The sequence below is a fragment of the Arthrobacter sp. 05T420 genome (assembly GCF_056396305.1).
The window spans coordinates 13563-28679 of sequence record NZ_JBFTLG010000020.1 but is presented as its reverse complement, the minus strand read 5'-3'; the positions used below and the strand labels follow the sequence as shown (position 1 = coordinate 28679).

The following is a 15117-nucleotide window of genomic DNA, read 5'->3' as shown; positions in this document are numbered from 1 at the left end:
TGGAGTCAAAGCAGGCTCGGGAACTCCGCGTGGCTGAGCGGGGCGTAGCGTCCGTAGGCGGCGATCACCGCAGCCTCAACAGCGTCGACGTCCAGGCCCGGCACGAGGTCGTCGGCCGCGCCCGCCGTCGCCGGATCCCACTCGAGGCCGAGGTCGGCGTAACTGGCCTCCAGGACCGCGCGGATCGGGGCGGAGTCCGCCACCACGATCACGGAGCTGAAGAGCCAGCCGCCGGCGACCACCCGCTGGGCGGTGCCGACAAGCTTGATCCTGCGCTCCGGCAATTCCGGGTCGCTGCCGTGCACGCTGAACTCGCCGGGGCAATATTCCCCCGGAATTTCACCGACGCCGGCATCCACCCCAGCGTCGCGCAGCGCCCGGGCGAGCAGTTCGCCAAAGCGCGAAAACCGTCCCTTGGCCCCGGCAATCGCGTCTGTATCTGGCTCCAGGTGATCGATGACGAGCGTCCGCTGGTGGTACGCCGCCGCCCGGCCCCCGGCCTTCCGGACCAGGGGCTCGAACCCGAGCTGCCTGCAGGCCTCGGCGGCTGCCTCGAACCCGGGCAGGTGGGTGTCGCGCTGCCCGAAAGCGACCGTGGGAACGGGACGGTAAAGCCGCAGGGTAGGGCCCAACGAACCGGATTTGATCTTCTGCAGGAGCTCGAGCGCGAAGTCGAGGTCGGCGGCGGCACCGAGTGATTCCTGCTGCCGGACCACCGTCAGGGTCCGGGGCCCGGCTGGCGCCTGCGGCATGTTGTTATGCTCCCTTATGGTCATTCTGCAATTCCTCGTCGTAGCCGCCGCGTTCGCCGTCATCGACGCCATCTGGCTCAAGACGATGAACCCGTTCTACCGCCGCCAGATTGGTGAGCTGATGGCCAGCAAGCCCAATCTAGGGTACGCGGTGGTGTTCTACGTGATCTACATTGCCGGGATCGTGTTCTTTGCCCTTCGGCCAGCGCTCGACGGCGGCAGCTGGCTCAGCGCCGTCGGCTACGGTGCCGCCCTCGGCGCGTTTGCGTATGCCACGTACGACCTCACCAATGCCGCCACGCTCAAGACGTGGCCCTGGCGGCTGGTTGTTGTCGACATCCTCTGGGGTGCCGCCCTGACGGCACTGGCCACGCTGGCCGGCTGGCTCGTCTTCCACACCAGCTAGGGACCTTCGCACCCGCCTGGGACTTGCACAGCGTCAGGATTTGCGCAGCGTCAGGATCTGTTCGGCGCGGCCGAACGGGCCCGTGAGGTCATGCAGCACCGTGGAGGTCAGCCCGATCCCGTCCGTGCCGAACGAGACCTCGTTGTCCAGCCCCAGCCACTCCCCCTCCGGCTGCCGGTACATGTGGATCTGCAGATCGAGGTTGGGGAAGGCATAGCTGCCCTTGCCCGGCGGGACCCGGGCGGCGATTCCGTTGGCCGTGTCCACCAGGCCGACCAGCCGGGCGAGGTCGCCGCTGTCCGCCTGGTCGGTCAGCGGGTAGTCGGTGCGGAGCCAGACAGTCCCCGAGCCCGCCCGGTGGCCCTCGGCGATCCGCATATGGAGTGAGGCGATGTAGCCGCCGGGCCAAATGCGTGCGGCGTCATACGGTTCGCAGTCCTCCGGCGCGGGGATCCGGGGATCCTCGAAAGCCGCGATGGCGGACGTGTCCGAGGTGATCATCCGCCAGGCCGTGGCGCGGATGGCCGTGCGGCCGCCGGCTACTAACTCGGCTTGCACCAGCTCGATGGTCCGGCCAGGGCGGAGGGTGGAGGTCACCACCTCGAACTCACCGCCCGGGATCAGTCCGAGGATTTCATAGCTGAGCCGCGCCATGCGCATGTCCCCGCGGGGCTCATGCCTGGCCAGCGCGTCTGCCATGATGCCGGACGCGGGGGCCATGTGCTGCTCGTGTTCGTTCCAGGCACCCTGGGCATGGATCGTGGAGCGGAACCGCCCGCCGCCCAACGTCTCGTAATAGAAATCGCCCTCGGCAAGTTCCGGTTGTGCAGCAGTCAACGTCCGCCCTTTCGCGTGGCTGGTGATTCCAGAACACACTATCCTTTCGGACCGGCGGCCCCCTGCCACACCACCGCGCCCGCGGCCGCACGGGCCGCCGTGTTTGAGGCCCTGATCCGGACGCGCGCGGCGTTTATTCCCCCTCGATCCGCTCTGACTGGGTAGACTCGGGTGAGGTTTCAACCACTATCCACCGAAGAGGTGCTCCCCCTGCTTAGAGTCATCAGCTACAACCTCCGCAAGCACGCGGCCAGCGGCGAGCTGGTCGATCTGGCCCGCGATTTCGAGATTGATGCTTTGTGCCTCCAAGAGTGCGACACGGAGGATCTGCCGGACACCATCGGAGATCTCCACCTTGCCGACTCCACCCGGGGCAACCGGCTGGGCCTGGCCATCTACTATCGTAAGGACCGCTTCACTGCTTACGAGACGCAGACGTTTGCCTTGAAGAAGTCCCTCCACGACAGGGTCCTGGCCCCCGCGCACGAGCGGCTCATCGGCACGCGCGTGACCGACAACGAGACCGACCACGGCCTCGTCATCGCTTCCTTCCATGCGGCGCCGTTGACGGCGTCGAACTCCCTGCGGCGGAACCAGATCCATGCCGCCCATGCGGAGCTGCTCAGCATGGGCGGCGGTCTGATGTCGCTGATGGTGGGTGACTTCAACTATCCGTTCTTCACCAAGTCCCTGACGGCGCAGATGAAGGACGCCGGTTACGACCTCACAATGAGTGACCGCCGGACCTACACCCGGTACAGAGTCTTCAAGGGCCATTTCGACTTTGCCACCTCGCAGGGGCTCGAGATCGAAAGCGTGGAAACGCTGCCCCGCGGCGCCTCGGACCACCTTCCCATCCTGATCTCGGCCGAATACGGCCAGGACTCCAACGGCAACGGCGCGGCCCCGGCAGCGAGCTAGCAGCCGCTCCGGCCGGGTCGGTTCTGCCCGTTCGGTCATGCCCGGGAGGCTCGGCGGCTAGGAGCCCGCGTTGAAGACGTCACCGCCGAAGCTGTTCAGGCCCGGCTCTCCGGCGTATCCGAGGCGCGGGAGGGAGAATGCATCTTCGATGCTCGCCAGGAGGCTGAAGTGGTTGTAGGCCCGGTCCGACGTCGTGCCGCCCGTAATCAACGGCGAGAGGACCAGTGCCCCAATCCTGCCGCCGTCCGTCCCTCCGGGTAGCAGCCCTGACGGTCCAACTGTCTTGCCCTCGGACTCGTCGAAGGTGATGACCAGCATCCCGTCCTGCCGGAAGGCCGGGGAGTCCAGGATTGCCGGGACCTGCTGGCTCAGCCAGCTGTCGGCGGCGGCTAGTCCGCCCGGGGTGCCATCGACGCAGGGGTTGTCGTGGCCGTCATTGCAAAGATTGGGCGAGATGTAGGACAGGTTGGGCGTGGTGGACACGGACTGGAGGTCGCCGCGCAGTTCGCTAAAGTCCACCACATTGCTCTGGCACTCCGGTGACGACGTGATGGACTGGAAGTACACGAACGGGTTGTGCCGCGTTGCGTACTGGTCGCCCACCTTGGCCCCCTGGCTGCTGTCCTTCCCGCCAAGTTCAGGATGACGGCACGGCGTGCCCATGTCCTCCATATAGCCCTTCCAGGTCTTGCCGGCGGCGCTGAGCTGCCCCGCTACCGTGGGGACCGAGGCCGGATAGACGCAGCCGGTGCCGTCCGCCCGGCCCAGCGAGTCGGTCCCAGTCAGCTCGAACGCGGCGTAGGTGGGGCAGTCGTCGCGGGTCATGGCGTTGGATGCCTGGCCGGAGATCTGGGCCAAATAGTTTGGGTTCGAATTGTGGGCGATCCCGTAGTACTTGGAGAGCAGGACACCCTGGCTGCGAAGCGTCTGCGACAGGTAGGGAGCCTCAGAGCCCGCGCCCCACACCTTGTTGTAGCCTTTGTTCTCGAGATTGATCACGAACACGTGCCCGGGCTTCGACCCCGTCCCCGCGGTGGCCGTGCCCTTGGCACTGGGAGCTGTGCCCCCGGCGGTGGGAGCTGTGCCTCCGGCACTGGGACCCGGGCTGCCGGCCGGCGGCGACGGCTCGCACGCCGCAGCCGACACCATGAGGACTGCTGCGACAAGCAGCCGCACGGCCAATCGTCGATGACTTTGCGTGGCATTCCGGCTCATGGATTCCGGCTTTCTGATTGACCGATCAGTGTGCATTGGCGGCTCCAGCAGTTGCACTCTCTCACACCGCGGTCCACAAAACCCGGGAGGACCCTGACTTGTGGCTGGGAGAGCATGGCCGGTGGTACTTTGCACTCATGGACGCACCATCGGATTCAATTCCGCTCCTGGACCTGAGTACCGCCAGGCGGGAGGACGGCACGTTTGACCCGGCGTTTATCGATGCCCTGCGCGACGCTACCCATCGAGTTGGCTTCTTCCAGTTGACGGGTTATGGAGCCTCTGCGGCCGAGGTGGACGAACTCTTCGATGTCACCCGGCGGTTCTTCGAGCTCCCGCTGGAGTCAAGACTCGAACTGGACAACAGGCTTTCTCCCCACTTCCGCGGCTACACGCGGCTGGGCCACGAAATCACCCAGGGACGGCCGGACGCCCGCGAGCAGCTCGACTTCGGGCCCGAGCGCCCCGCCGTCGAGGACTACCCGCCGGATCAGCCGTACTGGCTGGTCCAGGGACCGAACCTGCTGCCGGACCGGGCGCTGCCTGAACTGCGCACCGTGTGCATGGCCTGGGCGGACCGCATGTCCCGCGTCGGCGCAGAATTGCTGAGCGCCATTGCCGTGTCCCTCGAACTGCCGGAAGGCTACTTCGATGAACCGTTCCGGGACTCACCGGCCTGGATGGCCAAGCTGGTCCATTACGTCGGCGGCGTCGTCGCGGACGCCGGGCCCCAAGGAGTTGGCGCCCATGCGGACTACGGCTTCGTCACCTTGCTGCTCCAGGACCAAGTCGGCGGCCTGCAGGTACTCCCACCGGGCAGCGACAGCTGGATTCCGGTACAGCCGACTCTGGGGGCTTTGGTGGTCAACCTCGGGGAAATGCTCGAAGTCGCCACCCAGGGCTACCTGGCGGCCACCATTCACCGCGTCGAGGCGCCGCCGCCCGGAGTCGACCGCTACACGGTCCCCTTCTTCTTCTCGCCCCGGCTCGACGCCGTCATTGAGCCGGTGCCGCTTCCGCCCGCGCTTGCGGCCCGGTCCCGGGGGATCACGGATGATCCGGACAATCCAATGCTCGCGTCCTACGGCGCCAACGTGCTCAAGGGCTGGCTGCGGGCCCACCCGGAAGTCGCCCGGATTCATCACCCCGGACTCGTCCGGACCGCCTGGCAACCCTGACGGCCCCAACCGCCAGCACCACCCGGTATTACGAGCCGTCCCGGTATAACGAACCCGTCACCGGGCGGTCCGGCGAATCCCTTTTCAGACTTGTCGCTGTGCGACGGCGCCCGCGAGCGAGGCCAGGCCCTTTTCGAAGTCCGAGCCGACCATCTTGTCCATGTTCATGAACAGCGCGAAGACCTTGCCGATGCCTTTGTTCTCCCCGGTCATGGTCCACGTGACCTGGGTGCCGTCGCCTGAGGGCACGAACGTGAATGACGTGGGGTTGACCGCCTTGAAGGGCTTGGTGAACTCCAGGCGGATCTTGATGTTGCGCGGCTCGGCGGTATCGACAATCTCCATCGTGCCGGAGCCGGCTTTGCGGTTCCCGCTCCAGGCGTACTTGGCGCCGACGCCGGATTCGCTGCCGGAGTAGCTCCGTTCCATGGCGGGATCTACGGCCTCCCAAGGGGACCACTTGGTCCACTCGTGGAAGCTGTTCACCAGCGGATAGATGTCCCGGGCCGGTGCGGGAATGACTGCGCTGCGGGTAACTTCATAGGTAGACATGCCGCAATCCTAGGCGGTGGCCGGCCCAACGGGACACCTGACCTGCGGTTTCATCCCGTCTCGGCGGCCGCTTCCGTCATATCGACCACTGGCGAGGCCGCGTTCTTCTTAACCGACTCAACGCCGCCCATGGCGCTCGCCTTGGTCTTGTAGCTCTGCGAGGAGGCGATCACCTCGCCGTTGGAGGCCTTGAGCCGGAACCGGAATCCGCCGGATTTATCCTTGTAGACCTCAAATTTGCCAGCCATGGTGCATCCCTGATTTCTCCATCGGTGTGGCCGGCCGGGGAGCCGGCACGGAATAGAGTAGCGCTGCCGCTATCGCCTGACCAGAGGCCATCGGTTTGCCGCGCGTCGGCTTCGCAGGACGGCTAATGCAACGGCGAGCTCCCCGTTGCGGCGGCGTGTGCGTCGACGCCGCTGGAGCCAGCCACTACGCTCGGAAAATGGGAATCACGCGCAAGGCCCTCGCCGCCCTGGTAGTGCTGATGGCCGGCCTTCTCGGCGGAGCCTCCGTGGCGCTCGCCGTGACGCCGACCGCCGTCATGGTTGAAGACCGCGCCGGCGTGTTGGACCAAAGAACGCTGCTGCCCGCGGTGCGGTCCACCGACTTTTACGAGCCCACCAAAGTTGCGATCTACACGTACAACGGCACGGCCGCGGACAACCTGAACGCGGAAGTCCTGCGGTTCGCCCGCACCGAACATCCAGAATGGATCAGCGCCGACGGGCAGAAGTGGGCGGACGGGCTGTTTATCTTCGCCCTCGATCCGGTGGGCCGGCATGTGGGGACGTACATGGGTGAGGACCGGAAGGTCTCCCCCGAACAGCGCGAGGACATCCAGAACGCCTCCAAGGAGCTGCTCCGCGATGCGCAGTGGACCGACGGCACCATTGCCGGGATCCGCCGCGGCGCCGGACTCATCAACCAGCCGTGGTACCGTTCCACGGCTTTCCTGGTCACGGCCTGGACGGTGGTGGCCGCCGCGGTCTGCGGGGCTGCGGCGTGGCTGATCGTGCGGTGGCGGACGCGGGTGTCCAGCCGGAAGGAACTGGCACGGGGTGACGCCAGCTACGCCAACGTCAGCATGGACCTGCAGGTCACCGAGCTCAACGCCAGCACCATTCCCGAGTCGTCCCGGTACGGAAGCACCGTCCTGGAGAAGCACCGCACATTTGTGAACCGGTACAACGCTGCCACCAAGCTTTCCAACCAGGTACATGCCCTCGGCAGCGGGGACCTGGGCCGCCGGCCCAACCTCAAACTGGTCCGGAGCTACGCCGACGCCGCGGCCGAACTCGACGCACTGGACGACGTGATCGCCGATACCAATGCCTTGCTCAACCGCGGCTCAGCGTGGCCCGCCGCATGGGACCGTCAGCTCGAACCGTTCTGCAGTGACCTGGACGATCTGGAAAACCTGCTCAGCCAGCGCCGTGCCGAAGGAACCTCGGCGACGGCTGCGGCATTGCGGTCCTTCCGCGATGAAAGCCGGCGTGATGTGGAGCGCTGGTCGGCGGAACTGGCGGACGGCTCAATCACACCCGAGACGGCGTTGGACCGGCTGCGTGACGCCCGGACCCACCTCTCGGAGCTCCTGAAGAACCACGCGGACACCTTGATCGACGCCTATGCCCGCAATGACAAAGAAGCCGGACTCATGCGCCAGGAAATGGACAGCGCGCAGTCGGGGACCAAGGCCAGATACGGCCGCACGTACGAGCCGAGCATCCTCGGAACGGTGTACCCGTCCTACTACTTCTTCTCGGTCCCGAGCTTCAACAGCGGCTTCACCAGCGGCGTGAGCAGCGTCAGCAGCGCGCGCGGCGGCGGCGCCACCACCACCGGGTACGGGTCCAGCGGCGGCAGCTTCTCCGGGTCCGGGAGCTCGTCGAGTTTCTAGGGCCCGCTTCCGGGCCGTTCGACGACGAAATCACCGCCGGGAAATATGATCGTCTCGTGGCCGTCGTCAAACTTGACGAGGTACGGCGGCGCACCATCGTCCCCTCTCACTTCAAGGATCTGGCCGTGCCGGTCTGTGGACTCGACCGTGTGCCCCCGAATGATGATGCGGTCCCCTGCGACTGCTTTCATGGCGATCACCTGTATCTCTATTGACGCCTGTGTGCCCGAAGATCATTATTGCTCTTGACGGCTGGGGGGCGCTATGGCTTTAGGTTGAGGAGCCGCGCCGTGAATGGAATATTGGCAGTTCGCCACACAGGAATAGCAGTCAGCATCGTATTTACAGAAGCCGCTTCCGCGGCAGGGCGACTGCACGGTCCGGCCACTCCCCAGGCCCACCCCACCGGCCCACGCTACCGACGACGCCGGAGTCAATTCCGTGGTCCCGGCACCCCTGTGCGGCATGCGGGGTAACGGCCATGATGAGTGCAATCGTGCGCTGGACTCTGCAGTTCAGGCTCTTGGTCCTGGCCGCTACGGCAGGAATCCTTGCCCTCGGGCTCACCAACCTGCCGAGCATGTCCGTGGACGCCTTTCCGGAGTTCGCCCCGCCGCAGGTTGAGATCCAGACGGAAGCGCTGGGACTCTCGGCCGCCGAGGTGGAGCAACTCATCACTTCCCCCATGGAGGCCGACCTGCTGAACGGGGTGGCCTGGGTTGAGGCAATACGATCCAAATCCGTGCCCGGCCTTTCGTCGATCCAGATGGTCTTCAAACCGGGGACCGACATCTTGCGCGCACGCCAGCTCGTCTCGGAACGGCTGACCCAGGCGCGCGCACTGCCCAATGTTTCGGCAGCTCCCGTGCTCATGCAGCCGCTGTCCTCGACCAGCCGGGTCATGATGGTCCGGCTGACCTCCAAAAACATGTCCGCCATCGACATGTCCGTCCTGGCCCGCTGGACCATGAAGCCCGGGCTATTGGCCGTGCCCGGGGTCGCGAACGTGGCCATCTGGGGCCAGCGCGACCAACAACTTCAAGTCCTGGTGGACCCGGCGCGGCTCGAGGCCAAGGGAGTCACCCTTGACGAGATCATCAAGACCACCGGCAACTCCGTGTGGGTGTCGCCCCTGAGCTACTTGGAAGCATCCACACCGGGCACCGGCGGTTTCTTCGAGACGGGCCATCAGCGGATCGGCGTCCAGCATGTCCTGCCGATTACCACCCCGGAGGACCTGGGCCAGGTTCCCCTCCAGGGTCCGGCCGGCAAGCTCCTGCTTAAGGACGTGGCCACGGTGGCAACCGACCACCAGCCCCTGATCGGCGACGCCCTGCTTAGCAACGAGGCCGAGCTATTGCTGGTCATCGAGAAGTTCCCGGAGACCAACACGATGGACGTGACCCGGGGCGTCGACGAGGTCCTCCGCGAGCTCCAACCCGGTTTGCCAGGGGTCACGATCGATACCAGCGTCTACCGGCAGGCCTCCTTCATCGACGAAGAGGTCGGTACGCTCGGCGTTGCTGCGCTGATCGCGCTGCTGCTGATCGTTGCCTTGTTCGGTGCTTTCTTCCGTTCCTGGCGCACGGCCCTGATCAGTCTGATCACGATTCCCGTGTCGCTGACCGCGGCAGCGCTGGTGCTCGATCTGCGCGGCACCGGGATGAACACCATGGTCCTGGCCGGCCTGGTGCTTGCTTTGGCAGTCATCGTGGGAGACGTTGCGGAGGACCTGAACGGAATCGCACGGGCACGCAGCGCCGCCGCCAGGGCTGCCGCCGGGGCAGATTCAGCATCCGCCGATGCCGGTCCCGGCACCGGCCAGGACCACGTCCCGGTTCAGGGCCCGGAACAGGACCAGGACCGACGCGACTCGGTGATCCCGGGCGCCCTGCGGGCAGCCCGGACGCCAATCCTCTACGCATTGCTGATCATGGCGCTGGCCCTCATGCCTGCGCTCTTTATCCCTGGTGAGAACGGCGCCCTGTTCGGCCCCCTGGTGCAGAGCTATCTGCTCGCGCTGGTGGTCTCGATGGTTGTTGCGCTGACGGTCACGGCGGCCCTGGCATTCGTCCTTCCTGGCGGTTCCAAGGCGCCGGAACGCCGTTCGCTGGCGCGGTTGCAAGGCGCTTACGGCCGCACGGTAACGCGCCTAACGCAAAAGACGCGGTGGGTATTTGCCGCCGCGGCAGTGGTGGCGGTGGCAGGTCTGGCGCTCGCACCCCAGTTGGCCGGGACTCGTCCCGTAGTTCCGGTGCTGGCGGACAAGACCCTGGTGGTGCACTGGAGCGCGATAGCCGGCACGTCGGACCAGGAAATGAGCCGGATCACCGAAGCGGCCGCCGGAGAACTGCGCAAAGTGCAGGGCGTGGCAAACGTCGGAGGACACGTCGGGCGTGCAATCACCTCGGATCAGGTCGGCGACGTCAGCTCCGGCGAGCTGTGGGTGACCGTGGCCCCGGACGCGTCCTACCCCGACACGGCCGCCGCCGTCGACCAGGTGATCGCAGGCTATCCGGGCCTGACCAGCAAAGTCTCCACCTATCCGCAGGAACGCATCGACCAGATCCGGGAAGAAGCGGACAGCGGCTTTGCCGTCCGGGTCTTCGGACTGGACCCGACGATTCTGCGGCAGAAGGCGGCGGAGGTGCAACAGATTCTTGAGCACACGGCCGGTGTGGTCAATCCGCATGTCGACCTGCCCGCTGAACAGCCGATCGCCGAGGTCAAAGTGAACCTGGCCGCGGCCCAAAAGGCCGGCGTCGTCCCTGGTGATGTACGGCGGGCGGCTGCCGCCTTGCTCCAAGGCATCGAAGTCGGCAACCTCTATGAACAGCAGAAGGTCTTCTCGGTCATCGTGAAGGGGAATGCGGCCACCCGCAGCAGCCTTGACAGCGTCCGCAACCTGATCATTGACACCCCCAACGGCGGCCACGCCCGCCTCGGCGACGTCGCGCAGGTGACCATGGTCGGGAACGAGTCCGTGATCCTGCACGACGACACCTCGCGGCGCGTCGATGTCAAGGCCGAGATCCAGGGCCGTCCGCTGGGCGACATCCAGCGGGACATCGACACGGCGCTGCAGCAGATGCAGTTCCCGATTTCCTACCATGCCGAGATCCTCACCCAATACGCCCAGCAGCAAAACAGTTACCAGTGGCTCTGGCTGCTCGCTGCCGTTGCCACCGCCGGCATCCTGGTGTTACTGCAGACGGCGACGGGGAGCTGGCGGCTCGCCGCCCCGCTCTTCCTCGGCCTGATCTTGGCACTGTCCGGCGGCGTGCTGGCCGCCCAGGCCACGGGCGGCGTCAACTCGCTGGTGGCCCTTGTCGCATTCGCCGCAGTGCTGGGAATAGCCGTCCGCGGTGCCCTCCTGCTGACAGGCCAGGTCCGGAGCCTGCAGGCAACAGATGCTTCGGCGCCCTGGCCCGCGCTGGTGGTCCGCGGAACCAAGGAGAGGCTGGGGCCCGTCCTGATGTCGATCGTGATAACGGCCCTGGCGCTCGTGCCCTTGGTCCTCCTCGGCGGCGTCGTCGGAACGGAAATTATCCTGCCGCTTGCCGTGATCATCTGGGGCGGCCTGCTGACAACAACCTTCTTCACCCTGTTTGTTGTGCCCGCTATGCTGCTGCGCTTCGAACCGAAGCCAGCGCCAAGCACCCGGACCGGAGAGGGCACCGCTGCACCAACTGAAAGCCAGGATGCACCATGAACTCCCCACTATCGTCGCGGGGCAACAAGGTGGCCACTTTCATCGTGGCGGTGTTCGTAACGGTCTTCCTGGCGTTCTCCGCCACAGGTTGCGCGCAGGCGCCGGAGGCCGCACCGTCCGAAGGCGAACCGGCGCAGATCGCCGAAGTCCCCGGCACGGACCTTCACCGGCTCACCCTCACGGAGCACGCCGTCGAACGGGTCGGGATCGCGACAGCCGTGATTGCCGCCGATCCCCAGACCAAGAAGCTCACTGTCCCCTACGGGGCCATATTGTACGACAGCTCGGGCAAGGCGTGGGTGTACACCAACCCTGAACCTAGGGTCTACGTCCGCCAATCCATCACGGTCCAGCGCATCAACGGCGACGTTGCCGTCCTGACGGACGGGCCGCCGGCAGGGACCGTGGTGGTCACGACGGGTGCGGAGGAACTTCTCGGCACTGAATTCGATACGGCTGAGTGACATGCGCTGGCTCATCGGGATCAGCCTCCGTTTCAAGACGGTTGTTGTCACCCTCGCGTGCGCCGTGATGCTTCTCGGTTCCCTGCAGTTGAGTTCCGCGTCCGTGGATGTCTTCCCGGAATTCGCCCCGCCACGGGTGGAAATCCAGACAGCGTGCCTGGGGTTGACCGCCCAGGAAGTCGAAGAGCTCGTCAGTGTGCCGATCGAGGCCGCCGTGAGCGGCATGCCGGGCCTGGACGAGATCCGGTCCAAGTCCGTACCCCAGCTCTCCTCGATCGTGCTGCTCTTCCATCAGGGCACTGACCTGCTCAACGCCCGTCAGCTCGTATCGGAACGGATGGCTGCGGTGACTGCGGCGCTGCCCACTTGGGCGGCCCCGCCGGTGATGCTCCAGCCGCTGTCTGCGACCAGCCGCGTGATGAAGATCGGCATGACGTCCTCGGAACATTCGCTCATCGAAATGTCCATGCTGTCCTACTGGACCATCCGGGCCCGGCTGCTGCGGGTCCCCGGGGTGGCAAATGTAGCCATCTGGGGCGAGCGGCTCCAGATGCTTCAGGTCCAAGTGGAACCTGACAAGCTCAAGGCCCAGAACGTCTCTCTCAACCAGGTCATGGAAGTCACCGCCGGCGCCCTCGACGCCGGGCTGCTGAAATACTCCCCCGGACGGTTCATCGGAACCGGTGGGTTCATTGACAGCCCGACCCAGAGAATGGGGATCCGCCACGTCCAGCCGATCCAGACTCCCGCTGATCTGGCCCAGGTAACCATTCGGGAAAAGGACGGGGTGGCGCTGCATCTGGGCGATGTGGCCCAGGTTGTCGAGGACCACCAGCCGCTGATTGGTGATGCGGTGATCAACAACGGGCACGGGCTCATGCTGATCGTCGAGAAGTTGCCGTGGGGCAACACACTGGACGTGACCAAGGGGGTAGAGGAGGCCCTCCGCGAGATGCAGCCGGGCCTGAGCGGCATCAACTTCGACACCACGATCTTCCGGCCCGCCAGCTTCGTTGAGGAGGCGATCTCCAACCTCAGTATTGCGCTGCTGCTGGGCTGCCTGCTCGTGGTCATGATCCTCGTCGCGTTCCTGTTCCAGTGGCGCACGGCCCTGATCAGCATCGTCGCGATTCCTTTGTCCCTGCTCACAGCCGCACTCGTGCTCTATTTCACCTCCAGTGCAATCAACACGATGGTGCTTGCGGGTCTGGTCATCGCCGTGGGAGTCGTGGTGGATGACGCGATCATCGACGTCGAGAACATCATGCGCCGGCTCCGGCAGCGGCGTGCCGGGGCCGCTAAGGGCTCTGGCAGTGACGAATCTGCGGCATCGGTGGTTTTGAAAGCCTCGCTGGAAATGCGTAGCCCGATCGTCTACGCGACCCTGATCATTGTGGTCGCAGCCGTACCGATCTTCTTCCTGGACGGGCTGACCGGGGTCTTCTTCCGGCCGCTGGCCGTCTCCTACACCCTTGCTGTCCTTGCCTCCATGCTTGTGGCGCTGACAGTGACGCCGGCCCTTGCCCTGATTTTGCTGGGCAACGCCAAACTGGAAGAACGCGACGCGCCGCTGGTCCGTGTGCTCAAACGCGGCTATCACACTGCCCTGTCCAAGACCATGAACCGGCCCCGGATCGGCTACGCAGGCTTTGGCGTGCTGGCGGTAGTGGGCCTGGTCCTCGCTCCGCTGATGGGCTCGTCCCTGTTCCCCACGTTCAAGGAAAGGGACTTCCTGATGCACTGGATCTCGGAACCGGGAACCTCTGCCGCGGAAGAGTTCAGGATCTCCCAGCGCGGCTGCGAGGAATTTCTCAAGGTCCCCGGTGTCCTGAACTGTGGCACGCACATCGGGCAGGCATTCGCCGCGGACGAGATCGTCGGTGTCAACGCCGGCGAACACTGGATCAGCATCGACCGCCACGCCGACTACGACAAGACGGTGGCCGCGGTGGAGGAAGTGGTCAACGGCTACCCCGGGCTGCACCGTGACGTCCAGACCTATCTGAAGGAGCGGATTGAAGAGGTCATCACCGGCGCCAGCGAGCCGATCCTGGTCCGGGTTTACGGAGACGATCTCAAGACGCTCCGGGAACAGGCGCAACGGGTCAAGGCCGTCATGGACTCGATTGAGGGCACCGAGGACCCGCATGTCTCCCTGGAGGTGGAAGTCCCCCAGATCGCCGTCACGGTTAACCTGGCCGCGGCTCAGAAGTACGGACTCAAACCAGGGGACGTCCGGCGCGCGGCCGCGACACTCGTAGCCGGCGAGGAAGTCGGCGACGTCTTCCGGGACGGCCGGGCCTACGACGTCCAGGTATGGAGCACGCCGGCCACCCGCTCGTCCGTCACCAGCATCGAGGACCTGCCCATCGATACGCCAAGTGGAACGCGGGTCCGGCTTGCCGACGTCGCCGACGTGAGCCTGCAGGCGACGCCGAACCAGATCGACCGCACTAACGGATCCCGCCGCGTGGAGGTGGGATCCTTCCTGGCCCGGGGAGCGGACTTGGGAAAGGTGGCCAACGAACTGAAGTCGCGCCTGGCCAGCCTGGATCTCCCGGCCGGCTACAGCGTGCAGCTGCTCGGCGAATACACCGAACGCGAGGCGGCAACGAACCGCCTGATGATCTACTCCACGGCGGCACTTGCCCTGATCCTTCTGCTGCTGCAGGCGTCCTTCCGGAGCTGGCGGCTGGCAGTCCTGTCGCTGCTCACGCTGCCGGTGGCCCTGGTCGGCGGGGTCATTGCCGCCTACATAACCGGCGGAGTCCTGTCCCTTGGGTCCCTCGTTGGCTTCCTCACGGTGATGGGCATCGCCGCCCGCAACGGCATCCTGCTCATCAACCACTGCCAGCACCTGGAAACCTATGAAGGCGAGACCTTCGGCCGCGAGCTGGTACTGCGCGGGGCCGCCGAGCGGTTGTCGCCGATTCTCATGACCACTCTGGCCACCGGGCTGGCCCTGGTGCCCCTGGTTGTCATGGGCAACATCCCCGGCCACGAAATCGAACACCCCATGGCCGTCGTGATTCTGGGCGGCCTGATCACCTCCACCCTGCTCAATCTGTTTATCGTGCCCTCGCTCTACCTCCGGTTCGCCAAATCCAGGAAGACACGCGAGCGGGAACAGGCTGCCGCCGGGCCGGTCACGGCCTGACCGCGGACAGAGACAGCGCC

At 65.7% G+C, this 15117-nt stretch carries 13 protein-coding genes; 7 read left to right on the top strand and 6 right to left on the bottom strand.

Annotated features, from left to right (window positions below; genetic code table 11):
- Positions 1-5 precede the first annotated feature (5 nt).
- Positions 6-752 carry a lipoate--protein ligase family protein gene (locus tag AC1DEM_RS18180; RefSeq protein WP_476885699.1) on the bottom strand — a complete coding sequence of 249 codons (747 nt, stop codon included), beginning with the start codon at positions 750-752 and terminating at the stop codon, positions 6-8.
- Between the two features lie 16 nt (positions 753-768).
- Between AC1DEM_RS18180 and AC1DEM_RS18175 the strand changes: the two genes are divergently transcribed.
- Positions 769-1158: a DUF2177 family protein gene (locus tag AC1DEM_RS18175; protein WP_476885698.1), complete on the top strand. Its 390-nt coding sequence runs from the start codon at positions 769-771 to the stop codon at positions 1156-1158.
- Between the two features lie 33 nt (positions 1159-1191).
- Here AC1DEM_RS18175 and AC1DEM_RS18170 read toward each other — a convergent pair whose 3' ends face one another.
- On the bottom strand, positions 1192-1995 hold the full coding sequence (locus AC1DEM_RS18170; protein ID WP_476885697.1) for a thioesterase family protein: 804 nt from the start codon (positions 1993-1995) through the stop codon (positions 1192-1194).
- Between the two features lie 210 nt (positions 1996-2205).
- On the opposite strand from AC1DEM_RS18170, the gene AC1DEM_RS18165 reads away from it, so the two are divergent.
- Positions 2206-2916 carry an endonuclease/exonuclease/phosphatase family protein gene (locus AC1DEM_RS18165; protein ID WP_476885765.1) on the top strand — a complete coding sequence of 237 codons (711 nt, stop codon included), beginning with the start codon at positions 2206-2208 and terminating at the stop codon, positions 2914-2916.
- A gap of 57 nt (positions 2917-2973) precedes the next feature.
- Here the strand turns inward: AC1DEM_RS18165 and AC1DEM_RS18160 are convergent, their stop codons facing one another.
- Positions 2974-4092, bottom strand: a complete 1119-nt coding sequence (locus tag AC1DEM_RS18160) for an alkaline phosphatase family protein (protein WP_476885696.1) — start codon at positions 4090-4092, stop codon at positions 2974-2976.
- Between the two features lie 176 nt (positions 4093-4268).
- Here AC1DEM_RS18160 and AC1DEM_RS18155 point away from each other — a divergent pair, with 176 nt between their 5' ends.
- The gene (locus AC1DEM_RS18155; RefSeq protein WP_476885695.1) at positions 4269-5309 is read left to right on the top strand and encodes an isopenicillin N synthase family dioxygenase; all 1041 of its coding nucleotides are present in this window, start codon (positions 4269-4271) and stop codon (positions 5307-5309) included.
- Positions 5310-5393: 84 nt separating this feature from the next.
- On the opposite strand, the gene AC1DEM_RS18150 is transcribed toward AC1DEM_RS18155, so the two are convergent.
- Positions 5394-5861, bottom strand: a complete 468-nt coding sequence (locus tag AC1DEM_RS18150) for an SRPBCC family protein (protein ID WP_476885694.1) — start codon at positions 5859-5861, stop codon at positions 5394-5396.
- 50 nt (positions 5862-5911) lie between these two features.
- On the bottom strand, positions 5912-6109 hold the full coding sequence (locus AC1DEM_RS18145) for a YegP family protein (RefSeq protein WP_476885693.1): 198 nt from the start codon (positions 6107-6109) through the stop codon (positions 5912-5914).
- Positions 6110-6306: 197 nt separating this feature from the next.
- Between AC1DEM_RS18145 and AC1DEM_RS18140 the strand changes: the two genes are divergently transcribed.
- Positions 6307-7764 (top strand): DUF5129 domain-containing protein, encoded by a 1458-nt coding sequence (locus AC1DEM_RS18140; RefSeq protein ID WP_476885692.1) that lies wholly within the window; start codon positions 6307-6309, stop codon positions 7762-7764.
- On the opposite strand, the gene AC1DEM_RS18135 is transcribed toward AC1DEM_RS18140, so the two are convergent.
- Positions 7761-7955 (bottom strand): DUF1918 domain-containing protein, encoded by a 195-nt coding sequence (locus tag AC1DEM_RS18135; protein WP_476885691.1) that lies wholly within the window; start codon positions 7953-7955, stop codon positions 7761-7763. The two genes, AC1DEM_RS18140 and AC1DEM_RS18135, sit on opposite strands and share 4 nt — an antisense overlap.
- Positions 7956-8245: 290 nt before the next feature.
- On the opposite strand from AC1DEM_RS18135, the gene AC1DEM_RS18130 reads away from it, so the two are divergent.
- The 3 genes from AC1DEM_RS18130 to AC1DEM_RS18120 are packed head-to-tail and all read left to right on the top strand — an operon-like array spanning position 8246 to position 15097.
- Complete coding sequence (locus AC1DEM_RS18130) at positions 8246-11476, top strand: efflux RND transporter permease subunit (protein WP_476885690.1); 3231 nt, start codon at positions 8246-8248, stop codon at positions 11474-11476.
- Positions 11473-11940, top strand: coding sequence for a hypothetical protein (locus AC1DEM_RS18125; protein ID WP_476885689.1), 468 nt, complete (start codon positions 11473-11475; stop codon positions 11938-11940). Before AC1DEM_RS18130 ends, AC1DEM_RS18125 begins: the two co-directional genes overlap by 4 nt.
- Before the next feature lies 1 nt (position 11941).
- Positions 11942-15097, top strand: coding sequence for an efflux RND transporter permease subunit (locus AC1DEM_RS18120; protein WP_476885688.1), 3156 nt, complete (start codon positions 11942-11944; stop codon positions 15095-15097).
- Positions 15098-15117: the final 20 nt, after the last annotated feature.